Consider the following 15247-nt stretch of genomic DNA (forward strand, 5'->3'; position numbering starts at 1 on the left):
CCCTTGTTAGAATGTAATGTCCCAAAATGTATATTGAGAAAGCCAAGCACTGATCTTTTGCAATTGGCCGGTAAATAGCAGCAGTCCCATTCCAATAAGAAGCCAACCGTTAATTTTCGACAGAAGAGGCATCCATCGATTCATTTTTTTCATCATGCTCATCGAATACGTCAACAACCACGAAATCAATAGAAAAGGAACTCCCAACCCAAACGAATACACGGCCAGCATCCCTATTCCGTTCCACAGTGTCTCCGTAGATCCGGCCAGAAGCAAAATAGACGATAACGCCAACCCAACGCATGGACTCCAACCTGCTCCAAACGCCACACCAGTAAGAAGCGAACGGATTATGCCGCGGCTCGCAGTTGGTTTGGTTTGCCACGTTCTACCGGACATCAGCAGACGAAAATTTAGAAATCCGGCCATTTGCAGACCAAACACAACAATCAACAGACCGCTTATTCTTTGTACCAGCTCGCGTTCTTGCGCGAAGAAGCGTCCAATGAAGCTTGCAGACGCACCCATCGTAATAAAAATCAGACTAAACCCCACGATAAAACTAAACGCCTGAAGGCTCAGATTCCACCGATTCACGACAAGTTTGCCATCTTGAAAGGTAGAGCCTGTTAAATGGGAAATATAAGCGGGGATAAGCGGAAATACGCAAGGGGATAAAAAAGAAAGCATCCCCGCTGCAAAGGCTACCAGGATTGTAAGATTATCCATGAGGACCTCCTTTCTGTTGCTTTTCATCCAACCAGGACCATCCTGTTAAACACGCGGCAGCCAATAGAAAAATGATCTGCTGTTTACTGAAGGACAACAACCATACCGGACGATCGGCAACCAGAAACGAAAGCAACACATTTCCGATCGAAAACCAAACGGCATGGTTTAATCCACTTCCCGAATCGGATCCTTTTTGAGAAACCAATAATGAGATCAGGAGAAGAACAGTCATTCCAGCGTTTGCTGTATGATACAAGGAAGACTCCTCGCCTGTAATAAGCAACAACAAGTGATAGACCAACCAGCCCGATAAAGTAAACCAAATCCCCATATCGATCCACATTTTGACGCTTAAATTTTGTTTCGAAGTTCTGTACCAGATATAGGAAGCCGTAACCAGACTTGCTATCCATCTTCCGCGTTCCCCACCATCAAAATAAAGTAAAGACATGGGTTGTGTGATCACATCTATGGGATAAAAGATCAGAAAGCTTCCTTTCCAAACGAGCAACCACAGCCAGAATGCATTCGCTGCATCGGACAAGTATATCCGACGCTCCAAGCTGCCTCTAAGCCGATACTGCAGCATCAACCAGCCTCCCGCTCCATAACTCAGATAAAGAATCAGTTGCCCATTTAGAACGAAAGATCCGATCTGTATATTTTGCAATTCTCTTCACCCCTCCTTCTCACGTAAAGCCTAATCTTCTTCTTTAAAGAAATGATAAAGCTCTCCATTGGGGGAAATTACCTCCAAGTCCAACTAACCTCCTGTGATAGGCTTTGCTTAAACCGTTAGCGCATCCTTTTCGCTACGGTAAATTACAAAACTACAGGAGGTATTACAATGCTGAAGAAAAAAATGACCTTGTCTTTACTCGCTTCCGCTCTAATTTGTGGCTCAATTATAGCGGGACAACCTACGGTTTCGGCCGCGGGTCAAGAAGGAATCATCGAAAAAAGTGTTAACTTTCGTGAGAAGCCTTCCCTAAGCGGTGACCGCATTCGTTATCTAAAAGCCGGTGAACATGTCGACATATTGGAACAAGTAAATCAGTATTGGTTTAAAATCAAGGACCTGCGTGGTCAAACTGGGTACGTAACCACTCAAAGTCAGTTCATAAAAACGAATGGTTCCATTACGGACAAGCCTGCTGAACCGGTATCTGGGACGCCCAAGAGCATTATTGACGCGGGTATGAAGTACTTGGGAACGCCTTATGTATTCGGTTCAAGCCGTTCCAATACCCAAACCTTCGATTGTTCTGATTTCGTCAGACAAGCCTTTAAAGATGGAGCCGGAGTTATTCTTCCAGGGAATTCAAGAACCCAGGCTGCTTATGTAAAGAAAATAGGAGCTACTACGACAAACTGGAGGGAGTTGCATCCCGGAGATATTATGTTCTTTATGTCCTACGAGGGGAGTAAAAGCAGTGACTACTCCGGAATCAATAAATCCTCGCAGCGAATTACCCATAATGGAATCTATCTCGGAAATGGGAAAATTCTGCATACGTATTCCGAGAAATCGGGCGGGGTTCGAATCGATCAAATTGAAGGGAAGCATTGGGAGTACCGATTTGTATTTGGCGGAAGCGCTATAAAATAGATGTGTAAGGAAGGGACGCTATTGTCCCTTCCTTTTCAAACGACTAGAATTGGAAATTTGAAGCATCTTCCTTCTCACGATTTCAGGTTCCAGTTCTATACCTGCACAAAGCACCTCAAACCAAGCCGTATTCAAAAAGGCGAGCGCTTCTTGTCGGTTTTGAAAATTCTTCCCTCCTTTCTTTGGTCTGGGGGATATATCTAAATAGGTTAATATCAATATTTCACAGATCAGAGTCCGAACTCCTTCATTCATCTTAAACGACCTCCTAAGCACGGTGATTCAATACTATCGGAGGGGTGTTAAGTTTTAATAAAGCTAGGTTTGGCAATGATTGGTTTGCCTATACTACTATGTAGGTATGAATCACTTGCAGAGAAGAGGAGAGAAGATGGAACTTACCATAATTCAGCAAAACGATACGCATGGTTGTTTGGATGCCCATCCTGAATTTTTTTGGCATGATACACAACCTTCATATATGACATGTGGAGGGTTTTCGCGCATACATCGATATGTAACAGAACTAAAAAAAAGACGTCCCTATGTCCTTTTTGTCGACGGAGGCGATTTGTTTCATGGCACAGCTCCGCTTGTATTGTCCAAAGGAGAAGCCATTATCCCACTATTGAAAAAGATGCCGCTTGACGCATTCGTTCCAGGAAATTGGGATTATGCGTATGGCCCATCACAGTTGTTTGCTCTCTTGGATCAGGTTTCTTTTCCGTCCCTGGCAATGAATATGAAATCTTCATCCGCTGCCGCCCCTCTTAAGACGCAGTGGATTAAAGAAATGGGCGGAATTCGTATAGGTATGACGGGATGGACCTACTCATTTGTAGATCAAACGATGCCACCTGCTTTTTCCGAGGGATTGTCTTTCTCACTTGATCTAGCTGAGATGAGCCGGAACATACGAAAATTACGGGTGGAAGATAAGTGTGATCTCGTCATCGTATTGAGCCATATGGGACTGCCCCTGGACGTGAAAGCCGCTTCCAATATCGAAGGAATCGATATTATTTTAAGCGGTCACAGTCATGATCGACTTACCCATCCCATTAGACAAAACGGAACATGGATTATTCAATCCGGAGCCAGTTCTTCGTTTCTTGGGCAGCTTGATCTGAATTTTGAATCCGGCATGATAACGAAGGTTCAACATCGTCTTATTCCGCTTTTTGCACATGAATTCGAAGAAGATCCGGAAATCTCCAAATTAATTGCAGTAATTAACGAAAGGCATGAAACGCATTTAAGTGAGATCATTGGGGAACTACAGACACCGCTGCATCGCATGTTCCTCAATGAAACGCCAATGGATCGACTAATTACCGATGCTTATCTCCATTCTGTCGAAGCCGATATTGCTTTATCACATGGTTGGAGATACGGAGCCCCTATTCTGCCAGGTCTCGTAACCTTGCGGGACTTGTATCAAATCATTCCGACAAATCCAGAGCTTTTTACCGTAGAACTGGATGGCAAACAGATTCTGGAGGCTTTTGAATCTAATCTGGAACAGGTCTTCTCCCCTGATCCTTTCCATCAAAAAGGGGGATATGTCATGCGGGCAAGCGGCATCACCATGGCTTACAAACCTTATAATCCGCCTGGCCATCGAATTGAACATTTTCTTGTGCAAGGAAAACCATTGAAGCTAGACACCACCTATCGAATTGTGAGCGCAGGCGAACAAATTCTATACCACTATGATCCACTTAAGAAGAAGCTAGGGATCCATGCTCATGATGTGATCACACACTATTTTAAGACATACAAGAAAATTGAAATCAGCGATACGCCCAAAATCTTTTGCATATAGCAAAACAAACCGGTGCCATCCATGCCGGTCTGTTTTGTTATTTCAAATTTTTTTCGAGTTGCGAGGCAGTGTTACCCAAAACGAATGTTTATTATTCTCCGACTCCAGTCCCACTCTGCCTCCATGCTTCTTCACAATTTCTTTTACAATAGCCAAACCAAGCCCGCTTCCTTTTGCCTTCTCTCCGCGATGTCTTGATGGATCCGCTTGAAAAAAACGTTCAAATACAAGTCCACGCACCTCTTCAGGTATTGGCTCGCCAACATTACTGACGGTGATTCGATACTGAAGAGGTTCGATAACTCCGATCACCCAAATCATCCGTCCCGTATTATAGCTTATCGCATTCTGTATCAGATTGTTTAACACCTGTCTTAATCCGCCTTCGTCACCGATGACAACGTCTTGTGAAACAGATACCTCCAACTCCATATTGTTGCTTTGAAGTTCCCATTGAAAAGACTGCGTGCACCGAGTAATCAGGTCATCGATTTGTATATTGCTGTAGGTCATGCTTGCAGCTTGTCGGTCCTCCCATACAGAAAGCTGATGCAACTGCTCCACAAGCCGGGTAATATGCTGAGACTCTTCCAGCAGTGACAGATACAAGTCTCTATCCCCGACAATCACACCGCTGCTTAATGCCTCCAGGTAGCCGTTTAGATTGCTAAGAGGTGTTCGTAAATCGTGAGATATGTTGCTTAGCATCCTTTTGCGATTTTCTTCAGTCTGCTTTAAAGTCTGAGTCAAATCGTTAAAATACTGAGTCAATTGGCCAATTTCATCCACTGACGATACTTTAATGGGCTCTGGGTATGATCCGTCCATTAGCTGCCGTGTCAATTGGGTCAATCTTTTTAAAGGAGAAAGTATTTTCTTGATAAACACAAAATGGATGAGCGCGGCAACAACGATTGCTAGCAAACTTGCCCGAATCAGATAAAAATGCATGGTTCTGTTAAAGAAAATGTTCTTATCTTCACCGACGAGTCGATACTTTTCTACAAGAACACAAGCAAAATCCTTGACTGAAACACCTACTAGCCAGATGACAATGAGCATGACCAGAACGTTAACCGCAATTAATTTCCAAGTTATATGCTGCTTCCATGAGCTAATATGCTTAATTTGCGACAAAGCGATACCCCATTCCACGGATCGTTTCAAAAAAACACGGGACATCGCTCGATGTCTCGATCTTTTCCCTTAGCTTTCCCACATGAACATCTACCGTGCGGTCGATCACATTTTTCTCTTCGTTCGGATAAAGCTCGCATAAAATTTGCTCACGCGATAAGATTTGATTGGGATGTCTCATAAAAAAGTACAACAGTTTAAACTCATGCTGAGTAAGAGGGACAATGTTCCCGTTATATTTGACTTCTCCACGCAAAGGTTTTATTGTCAATCCTTTAAAACTAATTTTGCTGCATCGATTTGATGTTCGTCGAAGTACAGTATTCACCCGTGTGACCACTTCTTGAGGGCTGAAAGGCTTTGTTACATAATCATCAGCACCCATTTGGAGTCCTTCAATCCGCTCTGATTCCGTAATTTTGGCCGTCAACATAATAATGGGAATATCACTTTTGAGTTCGCAGCGAATCCACGTGCACAATTCTTCACCGCTTAGCTTCGGCATCATCAGGTCTGTAATGACGAAACAAGGATCATGCTTTTGAAAAGCCTCCTTTCCTTCTTCTCCATTTTCAGCCTCTAATACTTCGTACCCTTCTCTTTCCAGATATAGTTTAAGCAGCTTTCTTATTTTCGGATCATCTTCGATGATCAATATGTTTTTTCCCAGCATGCGTTCCCCTCCCTAGAGTAGGTTTTCATTTTATAAGGATAGTTTAAAGAAACGTTAAAGTTTCATTCCAGAACTACAATTTGGATATCGGTTTCCTACAGGGGTCGCAATCATAGCTCTACGGTGAGTCTAAAGATCCTTGTTCAAGGAAATTAAAAGAAAACAAACCGGAACCTTGCAACGAAAGTTGCCATGGTTCCGGTTTGTTTATATGCTTGACGTCAACCTTCTGGCGTGGGTTTCCCTTCAATCGTCAATGGTGCATGCTTCATGGACTTTTGTGGAACAATGGGATCGGAATATCTAACCTTATCTTTGAACCAATTTCGACGAATTATGATGAATACAACTGCTGCTATAATTATCAGCACTGCTATTAGCTGAGATATGCGAATGTTCTTTCCTGCTTCCATCATCCCCCAACCAAACGAGCTCATTGGCGACCAAGTCGTCTTAAGGAATGAGGCCAGCCATTCCGGTCCGGCAAAAACCAAGCTATCCGTGCGAACCCCTTCAATGTAAAAACGTCCAAGCGAATACCAAATGAAGTAACTCATAAACAACTCGCCAGCTCGCAAAAACGGCCGTCTGCGCAGCCAAAGAAGGAATAAGAGCCCTGCAAAGCTCCAGACAGACTCATACAAAAATGTCGGATGGTAATATTGACCGTTGATATACATCTGGTTGACTATAAAGTTCGGAAGATGAAGTGTGTTTCTCAGAAAACTTTCTGATACTGGACCGCCGTGAGCCTCTTGATTCATGAAGTTTCCCCAACGTCCAATCATTTGACCGACGATTAAACCTGGGGCGCATATATCTGCGATACGCCAGAAATTATAGCCTTTTTTACGTGTGTAAATGACAGCAGCCGCAATGGCAGCGATCAAGGCTCCATATATGGCAATGCCTCCATGCCATATTTTAATCATTTCCAAGGGATTGTTCTTATAATTTTCCCATTTAAAGGCTACATAGTAGATTCGTGCTCCGATTAATGCAGAGGGAAGACCATACAAGACCAGATCCATAAAAAAGTCGGACTTTATGCCAAATCGCTTTCCCTCATGAGAAATCAGTATCAAACCAAGTAAAGCACCCAATCCAATAATGATTCCATACCAGTGAACAGAAAGCTGACCTATTGAAAATGCTATCGGGTTTAACATGAGAAACCATTCTCCTAATCTTTATTTCTCCTATACTTAAATGTGTTGTGCTTTTTTATAGAATTTGTTCTTCTTGGCTCAAGCCTAATTTCTCTCGTGAATATTTTACAGTGGAAGGAAGTTTCTTAAGCCTTACCTCTTAAGCATTATAACACATGACATAGACACTTGCCGAATCTGTGACAAGGAAGTCTCTTACTGTACATAAAAAAAGCCGTGTGCATCTTTGCAGCACGCACAGCGGCTTTCCTGTATCGATCCCCGTATTAGGATTGAAAATATGGTCTCCCATACATCACTTGAAGATCGGCGTCAAATACATTTCGATAAACAACCTGTAATCGGCTGGAGGAGGCATCGATAAACTTGCCTTCACCGGCATAAATGCCAACATGTGTAATATTCATAAATCTCCCGTTCGCCTCATAGCTCCAGAAAATCAAATCACCCGCCATTAGCTCATTGGAGGTTAGGGAAAGTCCGTTTTCCGCGATAAATCGCGCCTGTTCTGCCGCCGTTCGGGGCACCTCAACGCCTAATTGCCGATGTACCCACTGTACAAGAAAACTACAATCGGTATAGTTATCCTTTCCTGCTTTTAGCTGGCTGTACGGATCGCCCAACCGAGTCAATGCCAGTTCGACAGCCTGGCTTCCAAGCACACCAGCGGGCAAATCGGATATAACCGCCGCAGACTGTTCGGACGTTAATCCGGTATCACCGTTCTTTCCAAGAATGGCTAACATCATGGGACGAAATTCTGCCGACAGGAGTTCATTCATCAAATCGACCTATTCCGTAGAAAAATCATAGAGCGCCGCTTCTGCTCTGCTGTTCGGGTAGAAATCGACAGTCGCAGGACGCGTTCGTATTCCGTCACCGACTATTCAACAAACTCCATCACTCTGTTCGACGGCGACAGTCCTTGTATGTTCTAGTGTTTCGAGCTGCGAGTCGATCGGATTCATATCCCAAAAAACAGCCTGCAGCAACTCCTCTCTCTGATGATCTATTGTAACCACTCTATGCGAGCGGCAAACTGGGCGTCCATTTCCTCTAAGATTTGAATCATTTTTTTGTGTCGGGTCCTGTATTTTCGTCAGCCACAAAAATGCCGAACGGTGAGGAAAGCAGCGCCGCGACGATCATAATGATTATTACCGCTCGCCGGGCTTCGTCGTCATCAAGTTATACAGTTTCGTGTGCCGCGGGAACTTATCGTTAAACGGTACAAGGGAACTGCCGACCTTCATCAGTCCATTCCCGGCGTCAACATTCGTAATATAGGACAGTTGCAGGTCCGAAATGTTGAGCAACTCGGCAAGCTCCATCCGGTCGGTACTGGCCTGATTCAGCATGACGATGAATTCACTGTTTGCAAGCATGGTGCGGGCTGTATGACTTTGTAGCAGATCGTCCACATTTTGCGTAATACCTGTGCAAAAAGCGCCATACTTTCGGACACGCTTCCAGAGCGTGAACAGAAAGTTGGCGCTGTATTCGTGCTGGAACAAAAGGTAGATTTCATCAATAAAGATAAACGTATTCTTGCCTCTGGCGCGATTTTGCGTAATCCGATTCAAGATATTGTCGAGTACGACCAGCATGCCGATGGGAAGAAGCTGCTTGCCCAAATCGAGAATATCGTAGCAAATCAGCCGATTGTGGACGTTGACGTTGGTCGATTGGGCGAACGTATTCAGACTGCCGGAAGTAAATAATTCAATGGCCAGCGCGATATCCTGCGCCTCCGGTTCTGCTTGCTTGAGCAGCTCCGCACGGAAATCCTGCAATGTCGGCGGCTGTCCCTTATAGTTGCTCCGCAAATACTTGCGGTACACAGCGGCGGTACAGCGATCGATGAGCGACTTCTCCTTGGCTCCGAGCTGATGTCCTCCGATCAACTGCTCGCACAACGACAGGACGAATTCCGATTTAAGAATGATCGGATTGGCTCCGTCGCCATAATCCCGGTTCATATCCATCGCATTGATATGGTTCGACGAAGTAGCAGAAATGTGAATCGTCTCGCCACCCAGCGCATTTACCAGAGCGGAATACTCCCGCTCCGGGTCAATCAGGATGATGTCGTCATCGCTCGCCAATATCTGATTGACGATTTCCCGTTTCGCGGCGAAGCTTTTACCGGAACCGGATACGCCAAGGATAAAACTGTTTCCATTCAGCAATTGCTTTCGATTGGCGACGATCATATTTTTGCTGATGACGTTTTGCCCGTAATAAATGCCGTCTGGATGCATGATCTCCTGCGCTCGAAACGGGATAAAGACAGCCGTACTTTCAGTCGTGAGCGTCCGCAAAGCATGAACCTTTCGCAGCCCATACGGCAGCACCGTGTTCAAACCGTCCATTTGCTGATAGGAGAGCGTGGAAAACTGGCACAAATGCTTGCGCGCCGTAGTGAGTAATGTCTCCGTATCGCTATCAAGTTGTTCTTTGCTGTCCGCAACATGCACCATCGTAAGTAGTCCGAACATCATCCGCTGGTCGCGTGTGGTGAGGTCGGTAAGAAATTCCTTGCTCTCTTTGCGCTGCTGCTCCATGTCGTAAGGGATGACAGCAGAAAAGTTGTTGTTGCGATTTTGCCGTCGCTGCCAATTCGTAATGTTCGTTTCCACGCCGAGCAGTCGATTCTCCACTTCGCGGACAGCTTCATCGGTCGGAATCGGGATCACATCGAGCGACAGCAGCAAGTTGCGGTTCAAGTCGCAAAGTTCGGCTACCATGCTGTCCTTGATATAGCTGGCGTAATCACGCAGAAAGATGACCCGACCGTAGTATTCGCCCATCCGAAAATGATCTTTGGCAAACTCGAAGGTATCCGGGCAAATGTAATCCTTGAAATCGTGTCCCTTGCGCATCATCTCCTTCATGTCGAAGCGAAAATCGGCTTCCTCGTCAATCCGGAAAAAGTCATGCAGAATGCGCAGGCGGTCAGTCGCATCAAGCTCGGTACATTTCGAGCCGAGACGAGAGAAATGCGCCGTCAACTCCGTGCCGACCCGCGCGAAGTAATGTCGAGCTTCATCCACGTTCTTTTTAACCACGGAGATGGTGATGTATTTCTCTTGAATCGTCCCATTGGTGTTGCCATCAGTCGCTTTACCAAGCAACATGTCGTTGTACTCCTGCCGATACACATCCAGCCCGTCGTGCTGGAGCGGAATAAGAATGGAACGTTCTACATCTGCCTGATTAAGCCGCCGATTGTGAATCGTAATCTTCGTCGTCGCGCCGCTGTCAAACGAATTAAGCAATTCGGAGTAGGAAAGGAACATCGTCTCCTTGTCCTCTCTCGATGCGACAGCGTAGTTGATGTCCGCGAAACGGAACGACTTCGAGAACTTGTTGCCGACAGCAAAAATCCCGTCCGGCCAGATGGCGCGGATCGGGATCGCTTGTTGTACGCTTTTGGGAATGACAGACCGCTCCTTGTCCTGCTTCATGGTGCGCCTGAGCGTCTTAATCATCGCGCTTCATCCTTTCTTGCTCACGCTTGTGCAGGCTTCCTTTCAGCGCTTCGTAGTATATGTTGGTCGAGCGGAAGACAAGTCGTCTTGGCATCAGAAACTCCGACTTCACATACGCCCACAATAGTTGCTCCGCCGTCATACCGTGATAGCGGATAAACCCGAGCGCGGCGCAGGGAGCTGCCCCTAATATGCACATCCAACTGAGCGTTTCCAGTCCGAAATGACTGCGCAGCCCGAAATACAGTCCAATCGCCGCAGCGACCGCCAGAATAGAAAAAAAGAACTGCCGCAAGGACAGTCCGAAGAACAAGCTTTCCGTATAATCCCGGATTTCCCGGTTGATTTTCACTTCCACTTTTATCCCTCCCGGATGAGCAGTCTACGCCTCAGGCTCGTTGCATTCAGGTTTGAACAGTGTGTCGTCATCAAATGGCACAGGATTGCTCAATAGTTCCACAGCAAGCTGAAAGCCATCCTTCATCCCTTGCAAATATAACCACTCATTGATAATCGATTGTTTAAAATGATGTCTGTCCTCCCAAGCTTCAAATTCAGGCATACGACCAATATCCATACCAACAAACAAGACTTGAAAAGCCTTCTTTTCTTCAGCACGAACACGCTTGAGATCAGGATGATGCTCGAATCGTGCAGAAACGTAGTCCAATCGACCTTGAATAGCTGTTCGAAACCACGGTGGAATTTCCATTACCTGCTTCCCCCCCACAACTCTTTTACCTTACCTGCTGCTTCTGCTTGGCTTTCATGTGATGATAGCAGGCTACTAGCTGATCGACCTTCTGACTTTGCTCTTGAAATGCTTGATGGCCGGATAAAGAAATGGATTGCTTTATTAACTGTTCACCAAGCGTATTCAGCTTTCGCCGCTCCTCTTCCAGCTTTCTTAACAATTCGTTCATTTATCCATCCTCCCGTTTTTATTGTGAGAGCCGACATTTTTGAATGAAATACGGTGTATGTTAGAAGACTACTTCGATGGTAAGTTTTAATCTCATTTATGTCAATTGTGTGCTTCTCCATAATGGGAGTTATAAACTCATCCCCTTTAAAGAGGTGACGCTTGATGATTGGTTACGATAAAAAGAAGGTGGGGCAACGCATTCGGAAGCAACGAGAGGCTTTGGAAATTTCTCGTGAACAACTGGCTGAACGAATTGGACGGGTCCCAAGATTTTGCGCCGATATTGAACGAGGTAAAGCCGGGATGTCCATTGAAACGATGTTCAGCATTTGCAATTTGCTCAAGCTTTCTCCTAATGAATTGCTTCTAGGTCAAGAGGAGAGCTCCACACCTTACGATGAAACAGCATTGATTATGGCTGCGCTCAATCAATGCACAGAAAAGCAGCGTAAGGATGCTTTGGCGCTATTGAAGCTTTTTCTGACCGCAATCCGATAACACCCATCATTCACAAGGTGGTTACAGTCCCATCATTTCGCGCACGATGCGATCTGCCATTTTTACCGTACCGACAAGAACGAGCATGTTGAAAATGAGTTCCCCAATATACGTCCACACCATCGTAACCGCGCCCGCACTAGCATCGACGGCTGGGGGAGCGGTGGCAAAAGCGGAATAGATGATACAAGCCAGTACAATAATCGCGCCTTCCAGACACGCTGCCGCGTACCCTTTCAGGAACGACTTGCCGATATTTTGGCTTGGCTCCCCCGCAAATGCGGACAGCGGAACGGGGGCTATTGCCGTATACAAATAGATACGGAAAAAGCGCCCGTACACCGAAAGGATCATCACAAAGGATAGTACCGTAATGAACAAACTGCCGAGAATGGTGACGATCCACAGTGGAATGCTTTGCCAGAAGCCAACGTCTTCAATCGCTTGCGCTACCGTATCCGGCAAGGCCATAGCCTCTGACGTTCCGAACCCGGAGCGTCCCATCATCGTTGAGATGATCCCCTGTACAATAGTAAAGAGAGCCATCATCAACTCCAGCCCATAGGTTACGACCGCCTTGGCGAGCACAAAGCGGATAAACAGCTTGACGGCCATCTCCGGCCTTTTCACTTCCGCAAAGCTGCCGGTCGTCTTCACAACGCCAATCACAAAAAATAAGACCAGGAGTGCCAATCCCGTAGCTTGCAACGCACCATGAATATCAATAATCACACGCCATACGCCGCCACCCTTAAAATCCGCTGGCGATTGCGTAACGAGGCTCCAGATTTCATTCATCTTATCGTTCCAGGTATCCAAGGCATTTTCAAGGTTGTCGATCACCCAACTGTTTTTTGCCATATTCTCACCCCTTCCGTAAACAGGGGACAGACTAATCGTCCGCCCCCCCTATGCAAAGCTACAAGCTCATCCGGCAATCAGGGTAAGAATTTCCTTCGTAAACGTAATAATGACCCCTCCGGCGAGCGTCAGAAACCCGTTTGCACGCTGGGAAGGGTCATGGGATTTTAGCGACAATCCAATTTGAACAATGCCGAAACCGAGAATAATCATGCCAATCGCACGGATTAAACCGAAGATAAAAGTAGACAGATTGTTGACTGTCGTCATCGGGTCGCCCTCTGCATAAGCAGTGGAGACGAATACAGTTCCCGTTAAGATTAGCACGATGTACAGGGCCAGTAGCCGTTTCGTTTTCATTTTCAAGTTCATCATTCCCTTCGTAAAAATAACGACTCTACTTCTTCTTCCGAAAGAAGCTCATAATCCCCGTCTGCATGAAGGAACACGGATTGCCAGTCCAAAGCGTGATCCGTGCCGCCATGCTGATAGGGAAGACCGTTACCATCCGTCGTGAGCGAGACATGAGGATGCCTGAGCAAATCATATTTGTCGTCCTGGACTGGATGTTCGCCACGGATAAAGAGTAAGCAAAAGCGGTTATCCAGCAACCTCACCTCGTCTGGTGTGAGCAATTCGCGGCCTGATTGCTGGTAGTTGATCGAGTAGCTGCCGTTTCTCCCCTTGCTCTGGCCGTAGGTATTGGTATCAATCGTTTCCTTGCCAAGCAGCTCCGAGACGTATTTGTGGGTAGACTGTTCGTTGCCGCCCAAGTACAAAAATTCGTCGCAGTTGCCCACAATCGATTCCCACGCATCCTTGTACAGCGCCTTGAGTTGCGCTAAATTTTGCAAAATGATAGAAACGGAAATTTCCCGGCTGCGCATCGTGGAGAGCAGCTTGTCAAATTCGTCGGGAAGCGCTACATTGGCGAACTCGTCCATGACAAAGTGAACATGAACCGGCAGGCGTCCGCCATGCCGATAGTCCGCCTCGTACATCAAGCATTGAAAAAGCTGCGTGTAGAGCATGCCGACAATGAAGTTGAAGCTGCTGTCGTTATCGGGAATGACGGCAAACATCGCCGTCTTCTTCTCCCCCATAACGGGCAATTCCATTTCGTCGACCATGCTCATCCCCGCAATCGTATGCAAATTGAACTTCTCCAATCGAACGCCGAGGCCAATTAAAATGGACTTGGCCGTCTTGCCCGCCGCCAGCTTGAAAATGTTGTACTGCTTGACGGCAAGGTGTTCCGGATCGCGCATTGCCAGCCGCTCGAATAGTTCATCGAACGGGCTTTGGTACGTTTCGTCCTCCTCCCGCACCTCCGCAGCCGCGATCATTTCCATGACCATTGGGAAGTTTTGCTCCTCGGGCGGTGCTTCATATAGGAGGTATAGCACGAGCGCTTCCAGCAAGGCGGTCTCGGATCGCTCCCAAAAGGGATCGTTGGTATTGCTGCCCTTCGGTGTCGTATTGCGGATCAGATTGGTGACCAGCTTGAGAACATCCTTGTCGTCTTGCAAATAGGCGAAAGGATTGTAGCCATGCGAACGGTGCGGATTGATGAGGTCCAGCACCTTGATGTCGTAGCCTTTGGACTTGAGCAGATGCCCGGTATCGCGCAAAATCTCGCCCTTTGGATCGAGCACAACAAAGGACGTATGCGCCTGCATGACATTCGGCTTGGCGTAAAACCTTGTTTTCCCAGACCCGGAACCTCCCACGACAAGGACATTCAAGTTCCGGCGATGCTTGCGGCCGTCCAAGCCGATTCGTACCTGCTGCGTCAAAATTTTGTTTTGTTCAGGTTGCTTGTCGCGGTACTTGGCATTAATCCGTCTGGCCTTGCCCCATCTTGCGCTGCCGTGTTCTTCGCGCCGCCGATAATTGCGCGGCGACGCCAAGTAGATGCCGACCGAAATCCCATAAGTCAGCGTGAACAGCAACAAGCTTCGCGGCGTATCCTCGACCCATTGAATCTGGAAGGGATGGTTAATCGCTTCGCTGAGATGCAGCAGAAGTGCAGGTAATCCCTTTGACAAAGCAGGGGCGGCAAGCAGCGCCGCCCACACGACCGGAATAAAAAAAACCGCAAAGAGTAAAAGATTACTCCTTGCGGTTTCAGCGCGCCGCATGATGACTCCGGCGCTTTATTTTTTGATAGGGAGCGTCAATCGCTTTGAGCAGTAAATCGTCAACAGGATCGGTCGGCCGCTGCTGGCCGATCAAGTCGTTGCGGAGCGCATTTAAGGCGTTGATGACAATGCCATGCTCGTAATGATCCATTCTCAGGATGCGTTCTTCCTCTTTCATCGCCACTC

The 15247-nt window shown here is 46.6% G+C and carries 18 protein-coding genes; 3 read left to right on the top strand and 15 right to left on the bottom strand.

The annotated features are described in order from the left end of the window. Positions 1 to 6: 6 nt before the first annotated feature. Entirely contained in the window at positions 7 to 729 is a 723-nt protein-coding gene (locus CA600_RS05210) for a cytochrome c biogenesis CcdA family protein (protein ID WP_049868184.1), read from the bottom strand. Beyond that, complete coding sequence (locus tag CA600_RS05215; protein WP_049868185.1) at positions 722 to 1402, bottom strand: hypothetical protein; 681 nt, start codon at positions 1400 to 1402, stop codon at positions 722 to 724. Before CA600_RS05215 ends, CA600_RS05210 begins: the two co-directional genes overlap by 8 nt. A 177-nt stretch (positions 1403 to 1579) precedes the next feature. On the opposite strand from CA600_RS05215, the gene CA600_RS05220 reads away from it, so the two are divergent. Further along, positions 1580 to 2341, top strand: coding sequence for a C40 family peptidase (locus CA600_RS05220; protein WP_232316914.1), 762 nt, complete (start codon positions 1580 to 1582; stop codon positions 2339 to 2341). Between the two features lie 18 nt (positions 2342 to 2359). On the opposite strand, the gene CA600_RS05225 is transcribed toward CA600_RS05220, so the two are convergent. Next, positions 2360 to 2596, bottom strand: coding sequence for a hypothetical protein (locus CA600_RS05225; protein ID WP_049868186.1), 237 nt, complete (start codon positions 2594 to 2596; stop codon positions 2360 to 2362). Positions 2597 to 2732: 136 nt separating this feature from the next. On the opposite strand from CA600_RS05225, the gene CA600_RS05230 reads away from it, so the two are divergent. Then, positions 2733 to 4166, top strand: coding sequence for a bifunctional metallophosphatase/5'-nucleotidase (locus CA600_RS05230; protein WP_049868187.1), 1434 nt, complete (start codon positions 2733 to 2735; stop codon positions 4164 to 4166). A gap of 42 nt (positions 4167 to 4208) precedes the next feature. Here CA600_RS05230 and CA600_RS05235 read toward each other — a convergent pair whose 3' ends face one another. The 8 genes from CA600_RS05235 to CA600_RS05270 all read right to left on the bottom strand — a co-directional run bounded on the left by CA600_RS05235 (position 4209) and on the right by CA600_RS05270 (position 11559). Further along, positions 4209 to 5303 (bottom strand): sensor histidine kinase, encoded by a 1095-nt coding sequence (locus CA600_RS05235; protein WP_049868188.1) that lies wholly within the window; start codon positions 5301 to 5303, stop codon positions 4209 to 4211. After that, a complete protein-coding gene (locus CA600_RS05240) occupies positions 5290 to 5976 on the bottom strand; it encodes a response regulator transcription factor (protein WP_049868189.1) in 687 nt (228 codons plus the stop codon). The genes CA600_RS05235 and CA600_RS05240 overlap by 14 nt, the downstream gene beginning before the upstream one ends. Before the next feature lie 221 nt (positions 5977 to 6197). Further along, on the bottom strand, positions 6198 to 7145 hold the full coding sequence (gene lgt / locus CA600_RS05245) for a prolipoprotein diacylglyceryl transferase (protein WP_049868190.1): 948 nt from the start codon (positions 7143 to 7145) through the stop codon (positions 6198 to 6200). 266 nt (positions 7146 to 7411) lie between these two features. Then, entirely contained in the window at positions 7412 to 7927 is a 516-nt protein-coding gene (locus tag CA600_RS05250) for a C40 family peptidase (RefSeq protein WP_049868191.1), read from the bottom strand. A gap of 375 nt (positions 7928 to 8302) precedes the next feature. Next, positions 8303 to 10636 (bottom strand): VirB4-like conjugal transfer ATPase, CD1110 family, encoded by a 2334-nt coding sequence (locus CA600_RS05255; RefSeq protein ID WP_049868192.1) that lies wholly within the window; start codon positions 10634 to 10636, stop codon positions 8303 to 8305. Then, a complete protein-coding gene (locus tag CA600_RS05260; RefSeq protein ID WP_076119666.1) occupies positions 10629 to 10994 on the bottom strand; it encodes a PrgI family protein in 366 nt (121 codons plus the stop codon). Before CA600_RS05260 ends, CA600_RS05255 begins: the two co-directional genes overlap by 8 nt. Before the next feature lie 24 nt (positions 10995 to 11018). Continuing rightward, positions 11019 to 11348, bottom strand: a complete 330-nt coding sequence (locus tag CA600_RS05265) for a hypothetical protein (RefSeq protein WP_094869227.1) — start codon at positions 11346 to 11348, stop codon at positions 11019 to 11021. A gap of 25 nt (positions 11349 to 11373) precedes the next feature. Next, on the bottom strand, positions 11374 to 11559 hold the full coding sequence (locus tag CA600_RS05270; protein WP_094869228.1) for a hypothetical protein: 186 nt from the start codon (positions 11557 to 11559) through the stop codon (positions 11374 to 11376). A gap of 164 nt (positions 11560 to 11723) precedes the next feature. Here CA600_RS05270 and CA600_RS05275 point away from each other — a divergent pair, with 164 nt between their 5' ends. Beyond that, entirely contained in the window at positions 11724 to 12059 is a 336-nt protein-coding gene (locus CA600_RS05275) for a helix-turn-helix domain-containing protein (RefSeq protein WP_094869229.1), read from the top strand. Positions 12060 to 12080: 21 nt separating this feature from the next. On the opposite strand, the gene CA600_RS05280 is transcribed toward CA600_RS05275, so the two are convergent. The 4 genes from CA600_RS05280 to CA600_RS05295 form a co-directional block, all read right to left on the bottom strand. Beyond that, on the bottom strand, positions 12081 to 12920 hold the full coding sequence (locus tag CA600_RS05280; protein ID WP_094869230.1) for a hypothetical protein: 840 nt from the start codon (positions 12918 to 12920) through the stop codon (positions 12081 to 12083). A gap of 66 nt (positions 12921 to 12986) precedes the next feature. After that, positions 12987 to 13280 carry a glutamyl-tRNA amidotransferase gene (locus CA600_RS05285; RefSeq protein WP_256715116.1) on the bottom strand — a complete coding sequence of 98 codons (294 nt, stop codon included), beginning with the start codon at positions 13278 to 13280 and terminating at the stop codon, positions 12987 to 12989. An 11-nt stretch (positions 13281 to 13291) separates the two neighbouring features. Beyond that, the gene (locus CA600_RS05290) at positions 13292 to 15061 is read right to left on the bottom strand and encodes a VirD4-like conjugal transfer protein, CD1115 family (RefSeq protein ID WP_094869231.1); all 1770 of its coding nucleotides are present in this window, start codon (positions 15059 to 15061) and stop codon (positions 13292 to 13294) included. Next, the gene (locus CA600_RS05295; RefSeq protein ID WP_021877380.1) at positions 15048 to 15239 is read right to left on the bottom strand and encodes a hypothetical protein; all 192 of its coding nucleotides are present in this window, start codon (positions 15237 to 15239) and stop codon (positions 15048 to 15050) included. Before CA600_RS05295 ends, CA600_RS05290 begins: the two co-directional genes overlap by 14 nt. Positions 15240 to 15247 lie beyond the last annotated feature (8 nt).

Source organism: Paenibacillus sp. VTT E-133280 (assembly GCF_002264385.1).
Classification (GTDB): domain Bacteria; phylum Bacillota; class Bacilli; order Paenibacillales; family Paenibacillaceae; genus Paenibacillus_AQ; species Paenibacillus_AQ nitricinens.